We start from the raw sequence: 14,772 nt of genomic DNA, 5'->3' as shown, positions 1-14,772 counted from the left end.
ATAACAATATCCATATAACTTTTCTTTTGTATAAGCATACTTTCTTGATTTTAAAATGGCCTTGTAAGAAAAATCTGTATCTTCACATATTCTTGCTTTAACAAAACTTAAACCTTTTATAACTTCTTTTTTATATATTTTATTCCATACTACATTACTAAACGGAATTTCTATCACCCTTTTTATTCCTAAATTTTCATCTCCTATTTCAATAATTTTATCTTTTTCCTTATAATTAATAGATAAATTTTTCTCATTAATTAATGAATATTCGCATTCAACTATATCTACATTTTCACTATTCATTATTTCATTCATTCTCTTTAACATATCTTTATAAATATAATCATCACTATCAACAAAACTTATTTTTTTTCCTTTGGCAAAATTTAATCCAGTATTTCTAGCTTCAGATACTCCTTGATTTTTTTTATGAATAACTTTTACCCTTTTATCTTTTTTTTCATAACTATCACAGATAACTCCTGACTTATCAGTTGAACCATCATCTACAAGTATTAATTCAAAATTAGTAAAAGTTTGAGTTAATATTGAATCTATACATCTCGTTAAATATTTTTCCACATTATACACTGGTACTATAATACTTATTTCTGGCATATATATCATTCCTTTCACAAATAAATAACTCTTATGTAATGATTATACATTTTAGTTATATTTTTTCAATAAATGCAATGTATTTTATTTGATTTTTGATAATAAAAATATGCTCAAATTGTGATATATTAAATCACTATTTGAGCTTAAAATCAACCAACCATATATATATTCTTTATTTTTATTAATGCTTGCTTTGCTTTTATAATTAATATTGAAAAAATTATAGAGGTACTACTCACTATTAAAAATTTAATACTAGATATTCCTTTAATAGCATTTAAATTTAAATATTCTAATATAGCTCTAGTAATAATCAAAAAAACACCATGAGACACATATATATACAAACTTATATTCCTAAATAGTTCTGAATTTATTTTTATATTAACTTTTATTTTAGTTAATATTATAAAAATTAATGGAACAACAAATAATAAAGAAATATACATATCAAAACTAGTTATATTTAAATAATAATTGAAGCTGGTATATACCAAAGGATAGCATTACTTCCACTAAATATAATTCTTTTTATCATACCAATTAAATATCCTATATTGATTGAATTTGTTTTTGCTTTACTATATAACTCAATTGCTAAATATATAATTGACCATAATATATAAATTTGTAATAATTTTAATATTGTTATTTTTAAAATATTACTATTTTTACTATACTTTTTATAAAAGAAATATCCTGTAGTCATAAAAAAGAAAGGTACCGCTATCCTAGCAATAATATTATTAATAATAAAATATAACTCAGAATATTGCTCAATAAATATACTACAATGAATAGCTACAACCAATAAAGAACATACAATTCTAAATATATCTATAGCAACATACCGCTCACTTATAATTAGCTCTTTATCTTTACCTTCATTTATTTTATTAATAGTATTCACTCCTAATTATCCCCCTATTTAAATTCCCATTACATGATTTATTATTATATATATTTTAAATCTAATAGCTAAATAATAAATATATTCTTTTAAAGAATTAGCTTTATACCCTATTCCTAAAACTTTAAAGCTATCTTTAAACATTTTATAATTCAATATTCTTTTTATATCAGTTCTTTTATCTCTAGAATTACTGTTTAAAATATTATTTACCATCATTGTATATATGTTATTTATGTAATAATTAGCCATATTTTTACAATATTTCATATTACTCATTAATCCATACTCTTCAGATAATTGAAGTCTTTTATCATATTGATTTATTAAACTTTCTTCTAACTTCGGTTTATATTTTACTGTCATTAAACTATTTGGATTATCAATTCTGTGACTATACAATATATCTTCTATTGCCATTACTCTTTTTGATTTTAAAATAGCTTCTAAGTTAAATACAGTATCTTCACCTATTGTTATATTAGTATTAAACTTAACTTTTCCATCTTTTATAATACTTCTCTTATAAAAATATCTCCATGGAAAACATAAATCATTATTGCTATGGATTTTCTTATTACTCAATATAAATTCTCTTCCTGACATAATTTTATTAAATATAAAATTAGGTTTTATATCTACTGTATTTTTTCCTGTATTATATCCACATGTTAATACGTCACATTTATTTTTTTCTGCTGTATCATAAAGTATTTTAAAATAATTTGGTAAAAGTTCATCATCAGAATCAATAAAACTTATATATTTCCCTTTTGCATATTCTAATCCTTTATTCCTTGCCGCACTTGGACCCGAGTTTTCTTCATTAATAACTATTATATTACTATATTTTTTTTCATACTCTCTGCAAATATTAAGTGAGTTATCAGTAGATCCATCGTTTATTAATATAATCTCGTACCCTTTAAAATTTTGATTTAAAATTGATTCTAAGCAAATTCTTAAATATTTCTCTACATTATATACTGGAATAATTACTGATATCTTAAGACTAGTATCTTTCATCACTTATCCTCACTTTCATTATATTTGTGCTAGTATTTGTTTTTTATATTCATTATTATCTAACTCTCCAACACCTTCCCCAAATCCAGCTTCACATACAAATTTATTTTCTATCTTTATTTTTGTTTCAGCTTTTCTTAAAAACCATTCATATTCTATATCAACATGTCCTATATCAATAGCCTGATATCCCTCTTTATATAAATCATAAGCAAGCACTGTAGCTGTTGGTCCTGCTGCTAATAATATTAGTTTATCTTTACTTAATTTCTTTACTTCATTTATTATCTCATCATATTTATTAAAAGCATTTATTTCTGGTACTAAAATTCTTTCAATTCCCTTAACATTATTAAAAAGATCATTGCCAATTCCTAATCTACTTTTAGCACCTTCCACTAATACTATATTTCTATCATTCCATATTTTTTTTAATAAGTTAAAGTATTTTTCCGAATTATTTTTATCTTTAAACGAGTAATAACATCTAGAAATAAACGCATTTCCATAATTCATATTTAAATTAAGAACTCTACACCATTCTTTTCTATATCTAGCCATATGTAGCTGCCAATAAGCCTTCGGTTCATCTGCATATTGATTTAAACTACTAAATACATCTGGAATACAAACAATAAATTTATCTTCTTTAACCTTTAAAACACTTGCTAATTTTTTTTGTAATTCATTATTATTTTTTTGAAAAGCAATATCTAGACCATTAATTAATTTAAATTCACCATCTCCATATCTAGATACTGAAGCTTTATTTTCAATAATATAATTTATTGTTTCCTCTATACTTTTAATTGAAGGAATTTTTTGAAATCTTGAAAAAATACTATCTTTAAAGATTAATAATTTATTAGTTACACTTATTTTTATATCAAAAAACTTATTCCATAAATATACTAATATCTTTTTTATTTTCATATTCTATCTCCCAACTTATGCTCCAAGCTCATTTTCTGAATTTGTTTTTCTTTTAAATTTGCTAAATACCATTGTATCAGCAACACCCCATAAATATTTAAATTCTTTTGTTTTATGAAAAATTAAAATATAAATTATATTTGGAATTATTCCTGCCACAATTACTTTTCCTAAAAATGCTATCATCCCATTATTCGGTATAAAACTACATACTAGAACAGTTAATATACATGTTACTAATCCAATAATTGTATATATTATATACTCTAAAAAATACAGCCATGGTGATTTATTAAACACTTTTTTATATACTAAATAAGGTGCTATCCAAAATGGAACTGCTAATGTACTTATGATAGTACCTAAAAATACACCGCTTATTCCAAAAAACTTAACTAATATTATTGAGCTAATTAGGTTTACTGCAGCTTCAAATAAAGGAGCAAATCTATCTTCATGAAATATACCAGCCTTTGATTTAACTATATTAATAGCTCTTCTCATACCTGATACATAAAAACTTACCATCAACACAGCTACAACAGTTTGTCCCATTAAATAGTTCTTACCTAACCATATTTCCATAGCAGGCTCTAAACATATATACATCCCTATAGCAAAAAATGAGTTTAACCAAAATACACATAAATTTGCAGCTTTATAAACATCATAAGTTTTATTATTATCTTCTTGTGCTATAAGATCTCCAAAAGCATCTTCTACTGCATTAAATACAGTATTTATTAAGTTTCTAAATAAATTAATAAACATTAAATAGTTATTATATAACCCTACTGATGCTACACTAACAAAAGATGAAATAAGTAAATTATCAGTTCCAAATACTGCCCTTCCACCTATATTATGCACTACTAAAGCCTTCATATTTTTAATAATGCTTCCTTTGGTTTCATTATCTAATTTTTTATCAGTCTTATTTTTTAAATATGGGTATAATTTGTCAGCCTTCCTAGATACCATAACTTGAGTTACAATTGTTATTATGGAATCTACAACTAAAAATAAAATATAATTTTGTGTAAAATATAATATTAATATTTTCATTATTGTTGCAGCTACAGAAAAGCCTGTTGTTATTGAAGTTACCACATAATTTTTTTGACATACATTTAAAAATGAAATCTTATATGAAAAAAGATATGTTATTGCTGAATTAAATACAAATATAAAATATATTAGATATAAGTTGCTTATACCTGTTTCACCATTTATAAAATATTTCAAAAATGGCATTATCGTAATCCCAATAGTAAATACAATTAATCCAATTACCTTAAACGCTTTTCTATATACATTCATTAATATTAGTATTTTTTCTTCATCATTTTCAGCTACTGGTTTATATAAACTATATACTATACTAGACCCTATACCTGATTCAGCCAATGATATTATAGACAATATGTTAGTAAACAAACCATTAACCCCAAGATATTCTGCTCCTAATGCTGTTATAAAAACTGTCCTCGAAATAAATCCTAATAATACAGTAATTATTTGACTACCAAAAGCTGCAGCCATATTAAACATTGAATTCTTTGTTCTCATTAGTTATCTCAATCCTTCGCTATTTATTGTAAAACTATTTATTATTTTTTTATTTATAGCTCTTAATGCAAAACCTTGAGCAAATGGTAATATATCAAAAAGTATTGAATATACACCAATATCCTTTGTATCTCCTTGAGAAAAATCTATTTCTCCATTTTTCTTTGTTACAGACATTAAATATTTAATTGTTTTATTATATCCTTCTAAACATTTATCTGTAATTTCTTCAATTTCTGATGCACATACTAAGAAATAACCTAAAGTAGCTGTTGTTGAAGAATCTATCCTAGTTTCTTTTCTAGTTACTGTCCATCCAAATCCACCATTGTCTAATTGTAATTTTAATATTGTATTTGCATATTTAATTACTATTTTTTCTAAAACATTTTTATATTCATTACTACTTGGAAGTTCTCTCCACGCATCTATTAATCCAATAGCAAACCATCCAAGCCCTCTTCCCCATCCGCATAAACCTAATTTATATTTATTATTTACATCATAGGCATGAAATGGAATATTACTTTCAGAGTCAAATCCATACTTATAATATTCAGTAATTTGTTTGATACCTAATTCTATTGCTTTTTCATCATTATATTTTAGTCCATATCTAACTAAAAATGGACTTATAAAACCAACTGTATCTACATATCTATAATTCGGCATAGATTCCCTATATTTAACAGTATTATCTTCACCTACAAGCTCTTTTATCAATTCATAAGTATAATCTAAAGAAGGCTTGTACTTATCTGCTGTATCATATTTCATAATTGCATAAGATAATATCGAACAATCAACAAATTCCGGTTTTTCTTTCCATTGCCCATTACCATCAAAATGAGAATTTAAATATTTATTTATTGATTCATTTGCTTTATTATCTCCACCTTCATTTAACCCTAGTAATAAAGCAGCATGCTGCCAGTGCTGTATAGCACTCTTGCTATAGTTGCCCTTTAATTTATCAATAATGACTAATCTCGTATTATCAGTAACTTTAATTTTTGGAGTATTATTTAACCACTTAATACTTTCTTTAGCTATAACATTTTTCCAAATATCTTTATTATCATATCTTCCTATATGTATTCTAGATGCCCATGTTTTCATTATTGGAATAATATCAATTAAGATTATTATAGCAAATATAATTATTGTTATACTCTTCATTAATTTCTCCTTTCACTACACAATATACCCTTTAGTATTTTTTAATTTTTCTCTAAGTTCGTCCATCTTTTTCTTATCTAATTTACCTGAATCGCATGTGTAATCCCATGAAAATTTAGGACATTGTTCTAATAACATTTTATTTTTATTTATATATTGTTCTTTACTTGTAATTATTTTAGCAGGATTTCCGGCTACAACTGTATTAGGCGGAACATCTTTAGTCACTATAGAACCTGCTGCTACTATAGAATTTTTACCTACAGTTACTCCTGGCATGATTATTGATCTTGCTCCTATAAATACATTATCTTCTATATTAATTAACCCTATTTTTGTATATCCTAAATCTCTTTTTGTCGATGCATCATGTGCTAATAAATATGCCTGAGGAGCTATAGTTACATTATTCCCAATTGTAATAAGATTACATGCTCCATAATCTAATATAACATTGTCTTTAATATCACATCCTATACCAATTTTTAATCCTCTTTTAATATAATCATCTATTGTTTTCTCTTCCATTAAAAACTTTCTAAATCTATATCTTAGAAAATTAATTATTTTCATATCATTAACCTCTTTTTATTACTCTTTTACTTAATTTAGATATATATACAAACCAAGATAAAACTAAATATAGTGGATTCTTTGTAATATTGAATATTCCCTTAAATCCTATGCCTTTTTCATAGCAATAATGTAAGTATGCTCTTGCTCCATTTAATATCTTGTCTTTTAATGGAACCTGTTTATACCTAAGAAGCTCTTTATAATATAATGTTGTTCCTTGCCAACTATCCATTATATTTTTATCAGATGTATTAGTTAACCCGCCATCTAAATATTCACATATATATGTAATTTTATTTAAATAACGTAACTTAAAATTTTCATTGGCTATTCTATTCCATACTAAAGCTTCAGTTACATACTTCTCACCTTTAAATTCCGGGAATTTATGTTTTTTTAATATACTTGTTCTATACACTTCTGCTTTATCACCTTGTACTTTAAATTTATATCTAAAACTTAAGGCATCAGTATCTAAATATTTTTCATTATATTTAGTACCTATTACTGTTCCATTTTTATATGCTCTTAATCCAGATATCCCAGCATATAATTCCTTGTTTTCAATATTACTCCATTGACTCCATATATATTTCAAGGAATCACTGGTAATATAATCATCTGAATCTACTATCCAAAATAATTCTCCGTCTGCATTGTCAATTGCTACATTAAGTGCAGTATGCTTTCCGCCATTAGCTTTTTTTATATATTTTATTTTAATAATATTTTCATCTATAAATTTTTTAATAATTTCTTCAGTATTATCATTACTTCCATCATCTACAACTAACCATTGAAACTCTTTAAATTCCTGCTGCTTAAAACTATTATATAATTTTATTAATAAGTGCCCCCTATTATATGTTGGAGTGCATACTGTAATCTTATATTGCATTCATTTCACCTAACTTATTTTTAATCATCATAACCAAAATCATTTATTAATTCATTCTTCATCTGCTCTTTTTGCTCATAAGTCTTATTATCAGCATATACACTATAAACATGTTTTTTATTTAAATTATTTCTATGCTTATCTAAAAATTCAGAAGTTTTTCCTATTATTCTTGCTGGGTTTCCTACTACTACACTATTACTTGGAATATCCTTACTTATAACAGTTCCAGCTCCAATTACTACATCATCACCAATTCTTACGTTTGGTAAGATAATACTTCCCCATCCAATAAATACCCTATTACCAATAATAACTCTTCCTACTTTAACTTTTCCCAATGCTTTTTTTATACTTGCATCATGAGCTAATATGCTACTATGAGTTATAGTTACATCATCACCAATTTCAACAAGCCATGCATGTCCATAATCAATATGACTATTTATTAAATCAAAATTTTTCCCATGTATCAACCCTTTTTCTTCCAAAATTTCAAGTTCACTTTTAGGGTTTAATCTAAATTTTATTGAATTATATATTCTTTTAATAATCATGATATACCTCTTTAATTAAATATTTTGAAATATATTTTATTAATAATATTACACAATTTACTAAATATAATGGATAAAAAAAATAACATACTTAAAAATATCATTATTTCTAAAACTCTAACGGGCTTATTAGTATTTAAAATTAACATCACTTTCATATGTAGTAAATACATCTCATATGAATAATTTTTTATAAACTTTAAAATAGTACTTTTTATTGATATTTTATATAATATTAATACTGTAAATATTATAAAAAATATACTCGAAATATTAACAAATATAATATCTATAACTTCAGTATAAAACTTCATTGAAATAAATTTAGTAATAATAAATAAAATACATGATCCCACTAAAACGTTTCTATAGTGCCAATTCATAAATTTTGAAATTATTCTTTCTCTATATCCATATAAAAAACCTATAAAGAATGAGATAGATGTGTCTATCTGCCATACTCCTGCCCCTATACAATATTCTATTAATATATACATAATAGAACTTACCAACATTGCTTCAATTGCTTTATTTTTAAAATATTTTATTACAATATAAAATACTAAATAAAAAATAAAAATTGTTTGTATAAACCACAATGTAGTATCTATAAGTTTTATCCCTAATATGTTCAAAATTAAATCTAAAAAAGAAATATTATGTTTTTGTGGATACCTCATTATTACGCTTATAATATTAACAATAATAAAAGGAATGTATAGTTTAACTATTTTTCTGCTCCAAAAACTATCTAAATAAACTTCTCCTTTTTTCATATATGATTTAATAAGCCCATATCCCGATAAAAAAAAGAACAGTATTACACAATACATTCCTATTTGTCCAAATGGGAATTGTAATAAAAATGGTCCCTTATTTACTCTAGTCGCCAAATGACTTAATACAACTCCTAATACAAGTACACCTTTTATGGAATCTGTAGTTTCTTTATCTAAATTTTCATATTCATCTTTCTTCCTTCTAATACTAAATACAACGACTATTGGTATTATTAAATATGTAACTAAATATATTCCAATACTCATTTTTATATACCTCACTATTAACTCTAATCAATTAATTTTTCAATGTTCAAACATATTTTATTTATTTCAAATTCTGCTGCTCTTTCTTTGCAATTTTTACTATACTGCTCTATCAAATCGGGGTTTAAAAGTACTTTTTTTATTGAAACATATAATCCTTCCTCACTATTCTCACAAATTATCCCACATTTATTTCCTCCAAATATTTCATCCATTCCATTACATTTTGTAGTTATAACTGGTTTATTTAAACTAATAGCTTCTAACACAACAGTACTTAAACCTTCAACAAAAGATGAACAAATTAATACATCACTTCTATATAAATATTTATATGGATTACTATTAAACCCCAACAATAATACCATATCTTCTAAATTATATTTTTCAACTAAAGCCTTTAATCTATCTTTCAGTTCCCCCCCTCCAATAATCAGCAATCTATAATTAAACCCTTCCTTTTTTAATTTATACATTACTTCTATTAATCTTTCATACCCTTTTACTTCTGTTAATCTTCCAATACATATAAATTTTATATATTTTCCAAAATCGAATTTTACATTTTCCTTAGCCTTCATCATAATATTATTTATATTAATGGGGTTGTAACTTACAGTTACTCTATTTAAATCTTTATGAACTATATTAAATGACTTAGCTACATCTTTTGATACTGCTACAATATTAGTAAACTTTGAATACATTATTCTTTCTTTTTCAATATCATCCATATTTTTTCCCTTGGTTCTATTTACTGAATCAGTATGTAGCCAAGCTATTTTTTTACTTTTTTTATTTGTAGATGATGAAATTATTTGAGTTGGTAAACCCTCAGAAAATGCTATTTCTATATCATATTTATCTCCAATAAATAATTTATGAATAAATCTATTATTAATTCTATTCAAAGCCCTATTAAATGTCCTATACATAATTTTACTTTCATTATCACACATGTACTTTACTTTAATATTTTTATCAAAATAGTCTTCATATTTAAAAGTATCCTTACCATATATATTACTCTTATAAATTAGCATTACTGTAATGTTATATTTATTTTTATCTAAACTATTTACAATATCAATTAGAACCTTTTCTGCTCCACCTATAGACATACATGTTATTAAAAACAACACATTTTTCATATATCATTCCTCAATCTCCATCATTTATATTTTAAATATTATCTGATTCCTATATTCTTCCTCTGATAGTACTTTTTCATTGGACTCTATTTCTATTTTATTCTTATTAATATACTGACAAAATTCATTATATTCTAATTGTATATGGCCTATATCTAGTGCACGTATTCCCTTTTTACATAAATCATACGCTAATACAGTTGCTGTTGGTCCTAATGATAATAATACTAGTTTTCCTTTACATCTCTCTTTTATTACAGCTAAAATTTCATCATATTTATCAAATGCATTCTTTGAAGGTGCTATTATTCTTTCAACACTTTTTGCATTACTAAATAAATCATTATTAATTCCTAATTTGCTTTTACTTCCCTCAATTAACAGTATATCTTTATCATTCCATATCTGCTTGAAATTTTTAAACCATCTAATTGAATTACTTTTATCTTCATAATCTCTAAATAATCTTGTCATACTTGCATTACAGTATATTCTATTAGAATTACAAAGTCTTTTCCAATGCATTCTTCCAGTATCCATATTTTGTTTCCAAAATTTTTTAGCTGCATTGTTATAACCATCTGTATTTTTTATAGCTAATGGAATTCCTATTTCTAAATTACTTTCTGAACTTTTTAATATTTCTCGCAATCTCCTTGATAATACTTCATCATATTTTTGGAAATTTATAAATCCACCTAAAATAATAGACATTTCACCATCACCATATCTTACTAAAGATTTATTTGAATTTTTTATTACATCAATTGATTCATCAGTATTTAAAATATTAAGATTTAAAAAATATTTTAATGCCCTATTATAGCTATATACTATATATGTTTTTAATTTCATAGAATTAATTCCTTTCATATACTATTATTCGCTATATAAGAATATATAGTTTTTTTATTTCCTCTTCATTTCCTAAATCTAAAGACTTTAACTTTATTTTTAACTTCGCTACTAAATCCTTATTATCTATAATCATTTGTATGCATTCACTTATATTTTCTGATTTCATTTCAGTTATCACACCTGTTTTCTTATCTTCTATTTGATCATAAACCGTAGAAAAATTTGTAACTAATATAGGCTTACATAATATTTTTGCTTCATCTATTGCAACTGATTTTCCTTCATATCTTGAAGGTTGTGCATATATATCACATGCTTTTAAATATTTATATGGATTGCTTTTTAAGCCTAGAAGCCTAAAAGATTCTTGCAATTTTTTTTTTTCAATTAAATTCTCCAATCTTTCTCGTTCCATTCCCTCTCCAATGACACTCCAGCATATTTTATACCCTTTATCAACAAGTATTTTGCATGCTTCAATGGCCATATCAAAGCCTTTTTGTTCATGTAATCTTCCTATGGAAAGAATATTTATTTTATCTTTTGGCATCTCATCTTCATCAAGCTTCTCTTGTGCCAAAGTTTCTATAGCTTTCTTAGATACTATATTATAAATTAGTTTTATCTTATGTTTTTCTTCTGGAAACTCACTTTTTAATACACTTTCACATTCTTCTGATACAGTAATTAAATAGTTTAATTTTTTAAAATATTTTTTATCAAAATCCTTATCTAAATCTAATTTTCTATAATCATTATGTATCCAACCTATTTTTTTATTAGCTTGTACACAATCTACGCATATATAATTAGATGTTTTTTCTAAATATCCAATGGCAGTATCATATTTATTATCTAATTTGCCTATAGCATTTCTTAAGTACTTCCAAGCATATTGCTCACCTTTTCCTACAGTATGTCTCCTATTTTTTATACAAAACATTAATCTACTATATGCTAACTTTATTTTTCCATTACATAAAAATTCAATAATTGATTTTTTTAAATTCTTATTAAACACTTTTACATCATTAGGAATATCAAGCACATTCACTTCTTTTGGAATAAAATCCATAAAAAGTCCATTATGATTTAATAAAAACAAATCAACATTATATTTATTAAAATCAAATTGTGATAATAAATTAATTAAGCTTTTTTCCCCACCTCCTGCACCTAAGCTGGGAATAATAAATAAAATATTCTTTTTCATAGTATCTCCCATTAGTTAAATAATTCTTTTAAATATTCTGCCCCTTTATATGACATTTTCTTTATTTCTGGAATTCTTTTTTCTAATGTTTTTCTTATTTCATTTTCATCTCTTAATAATTCATCAAATCCCTTAGTTAATTTTTCTGTATTTGAAATATCATTTATTCCTAATACTAATTTTTCTTCTCCAAATAAATCCTTAGCAATTCCTCTTGATTTAATGCTATATCCCAATACCATAGTTGGTACACAATTAGAATAAGCTGCTATAGTTGCGTGAGTTCTAGCCCCTATAAAAAATCTCATTCTTGCAATATATCCCTTATATTGAATGGCAGTTAAATTATTTGGTAGTAAAATAACTCTATTAGTATCTTTAAACATATAATATAATTTTTTTAATAACTCTGAATCATCATTACCTTTATCAATAACATGTGGAGTTAGTGCTATTACTGATTCTGAATTTTTTAATATATACTTTATTAATTCAATAGTGGCTTCCATTGCTTTAGGATTTCTTTCTAATACTAATGGACTAAAGTTTAACCCTACTGTATCATTTTCCTTCCATCCCTTTGGAAGAGGTAATTCTTCTTTAACCATAGTAAAAGCTGGATCTGCCACTAGTTTAACATTAGTAAGCCCCTTTGATGTTAATGCTTCGTAAGTTAAAGTTTCTCTTGCTAAAATTAAATCAAAGGTTTTTAAATCCTCAAGTTTTCTTTCTGATAAATCTTCATCACCAATAGAGCATCCCCATAATACAAGTTTTTTACCTTTTTTCTTTATGTTTCTATCAATTGAATATAACCATTGCTGCTCACCATAGCAATAATTATCTCCACCTATTGATAAACAAACATCCACATCATCAATTTTATCTACAATACTTTTATATATTTGTGTTTGTGCATATTCTTCTGTTTTATTGATTTTTAATTCTAAAAACATTTTTATTTTATCAACCAATGACGGATTTAATTCCCTTGGTGCCGCATTAAAAAAGTTGTCCACATTATCTATTATTTTATCTGTTTCAGGTCTTCCTGATGCCAATTCTATATAAGCATTATCAATAGAATCTTTTATTATTTTACTACTTGATCTTACTATTGCTTCACAACCTCTATTTAAACTTCCATTATGTGCAAACATCATTATTTTCATCATTTAAATCCTCCACTATCTATTTCTTAATCTGCTGTATAAAGTTAATAAATATATTCCAACTGTATTTTTATTTTTTATACAATCAATTATTTTTTTCTCATAACGTCCCTTATTTTTACTTATAAGTTCATAATATTTATTTATATTTCTCGAAACAGTTTCGTTATTAATCATATTTTTTACATATAAATATCTGTCTTTAAATTGAGTATTTTCATTAGGTACAAAATAAATATATGTTAATCCTATTACTACATTTAGAAATTTAATAGCCTTTAACTTCTCAATTTTATCCTTTTTAATTGGCCATTTATCATATTCTTTTAAATTACTTTCATATACATTAAGTGCCCTTTTAAAATAATCTTTTTTAACGATATTCCTTGTAGCACTGCCTTCAACTTCTCTATAATTGTAACCACAGTAATCTATATAATAACTATCCTTACAATAAGTAAAAGCTTGAACATTAAATGCTCCATCTTCCCCTAATTCAATTCCCACTGGAAATTCTACTTTATTTTCTTTTATTAAATTACTATTAAATAATTTATTACAAACAGAATTAAAACTATCATTTTCTATAAGAAAGGGATATATTTTTTCTTCTATATAACTTTTATTTAATATTTTATCTTTTTCAAATGGTAAACTTAACTTATTTTCTTTTCCATTAATTTGTGATTTCCAATTGCATACTACAATTGAACAATTATTACTTTTAGCTGCATTATATAATTTTTCATAATAATTACTTTCTACATAATCATCAGCATCAACAAATCCAATATACTCTCCTACAGCTTTTTTTATACCAACATTTCTTGCTACGCTTACTCCACTATTCTTTTGGTTAATAAGTGTAATTCTTTCATCTTTATCTGCATACTTCTTAATTATTTCTTCACTTTTATCTTTAGAGCCATCATTTACAAATATGAATTCGCATTCTTGCAAAGTTTGGTTTATTAAACTTTCTATACATTCTTCAATATACTTTTCACAATTATAAACTGGAATAATAACTGATACTTTTACATTCATAAATATTTCCTCA

General features: G+C 24.7%; 15 protein-coding genes. All 15 read right to left on the bottom strand.

Features of this window, described 5'->3' with window-relative positions; all coding sequences use genetic code 11:
• The coding region (locus Q5O44_RS12395) for a glycosyltransferase (RefSeq protein WP_302638020.1) at positions 1 to 630 on the bottom strand (630 nt) is incomplete at its 3' end.
• 460 nt (positions 631 to 1,090) lie between these two features.
• Positions 1,091 to 1,534 carry an acyltransferase family protein gene (locus tag Q5O44_RS12390; RefSeq protein WP_022168748.1) on the bottom strand — a complete coding sequence of 148 codons (444 nt, stop codon included), beginning with the start codon at positions 1,532 to 1,534 and terminating at the stop codon, positions 1,091 to 1,093.
• A gap of 18 nt (positions 1,535 to 1,552) precedes the next feature.
• Complete coding sequence (locus tag Q5O44_RS12385) at positions 1,553 to 2,560, bottom strand: glycosyltransferase (RefSeq protein ID WP_022168747.1); 1,008 nt, start codon at positions 2,558 to 2,560, stop codon at positions 1,553 to 1,555.
• 18 nt (positions 2,561 to 2,578) lie between these two features.
• Positions 2,579 to 3,493: an SP_1767 family glycosyltransferase gene (locus tag Q5O44_RS12380; protein ID WP_022168746.1), complete on the bottom strand. Its 915-nt coding sequence runs from the start codon at positions 3,491 to 3,493 to the stop codon at positions 2,579 to 2,581.
• Between the two features lie 15 nt (positions 3,494 to 3,508).
• Positions 3,509 to 5,062 carry a lipopolysaccharide biosynthesis protein gene (locus tag Q5O44_RS12375; RefSeq protein WP_022168745.1) on the bottom strand — a complete coding sequence of 518 codons (1,554 nt, stop codon included), beginning with the start codon at positions 5,060 to 5,062 and terminating at the stop codon, positions 3,509 to 3,511.
• 3 nt (positions 5,063 to 5,065) lie between these two features.
• Complete coding sequence (locus Q5O44_RS12370; protein ID WP_022168744.1) at positions 5,066 to 6,241, bottom strand: glycoside hydrolase family 88 protein; 1,176 nt, start codon at positions 6,239 to 6,241, stop codon at positions 5,066 to 5,068.
• A gap of 15 nt (positions 6,242 to 6,256) precedes the next feature.
• Positions 6,257 to 6,814 carry a DapH/DapD/GlmU-related protein gene (locus Q5O44_RS12365; protein WP_022168743.1) on the bottom strand — a complete coding sequence of 186 codons (558 nt, stop codon included), beginning with the start codon at positions 6,812 to 6,814 and terminating at the stop codon, positions 6,257 to 6,259.
• A gap of 4 nt (positions 6,815 to 6,818) precedes the next feature.
• Positions 6,819 to 7,715 carry a glycosyltransferase family 2 protein gene (locus Q5O44_RS12360; RefSeq protein WP_022168742.1) on the bottom strand — a complete coding sequence of 299 codons (897 nt, stop codon included), beginning with the start codon at positions 7,713 to 7,715 and terminating at the stop codon, positions 6,819 to 6,821.
• 20 nt (positions 7,716 to 7,735) lie between these two features.
• Entirely contained in the window at positions 7,736 to 8,272 is a 537-nt protein-coding gene (locus Q5O44_RS12355) for a DapH/DapD/GlmU-related protein (RefSeq protein WP_022168741.1), read from the bottom strand.
• A gap of 11 nt (positions 8,273 to 8,283) precedes the next feature.
• On the bottom strand, positions 8,284 to 9,318 hold the full coding sequence (locus Q5O44_RS12350) for an acyltransferase family protein (RefSeq protein ID WP_022168740.1): 1,035 nt from the start codon (positions 9,316 to 9,318) through the stop codon (positions 8,284 to 8,286).
• A gap of 23 nt (positions 9,319 to 9,341) precedes the next feature.
• Positions 9,342 to 10,469, bottom strand: a complete 1,128-nt coding sequence (locus Q5O44_RS12345) for a glycosyltransferase (protein ID WP_022168739.1) — start codon at positions 10,467 to 10,469, stop codon at positions 9,342 to 9,344.
• A 24-nt stretch (positions 10,470 to 10,493) separates the two neighbouring features.
• The gene (locus Q5O44_RS12340; protein WP_022168738.1) at positions 10,494 to 11,324 is read right to left on the bottom strand and encodes a GT-D fold domain-containing glycosyltransferase; all 831 of its coding nucleotides are present in this window, start codon (positions 11,322 to 11,324) and stop codon (positions 10,494 to 10,496) included.
• Between the two features lie 31 nt (positions 11,325 to 11,355).
• Entirely contained in the window at positions 11,356 to 12,540 is a 1,185-nt protein-coding gene (locus Q5O44_RS12335) for a glycosyltransferase (RefSeq protein WP_022168737.1), read from the bottom strand.
• Between the two features lie 11 nt (positions 12,541 to 12,551).
• On the bottom strand, positions 12,552 to 13,715 hold the full coding sequence (locus Q5O44_RS12330) for a polysaccharide pyruvyl transferase family protein (protein WP_022168736.1): 1,164 nt from the start codon (positions 13,713 to 13,715) through the stop codon (positions 12,552 to 12,554).
• A 12-nt stretch (positions 13,716 to 13,727) separates the two neighbouring features.
• The gene (locus tag Q5O44_RS12325; RefSeq protein ID WP_022168735.1) at positions 13,728 to 14,759 is read right to left on the bottom strand and encodes a glycosyltransferase; all 1,032 of its coding nucleotides are present in this window, start codon (positions 14,757 to 14,759) and stop codon (positions 13,728 to 13,730) included.
• Positions 14,760 to 14,772 lie beyond the last annotated feature (13 nt).

It is taken from the genome of Clostridium sp. CAG:221, assembly GCA_000435835.1.
Lineage (GTDB): Bacteria > Bacillota > Clostridia > Clostridiales > Clostridiaceae > Clostridium.
This window is presented reverse-complemented; position numbering and strand designations above follow the sequence as displayed.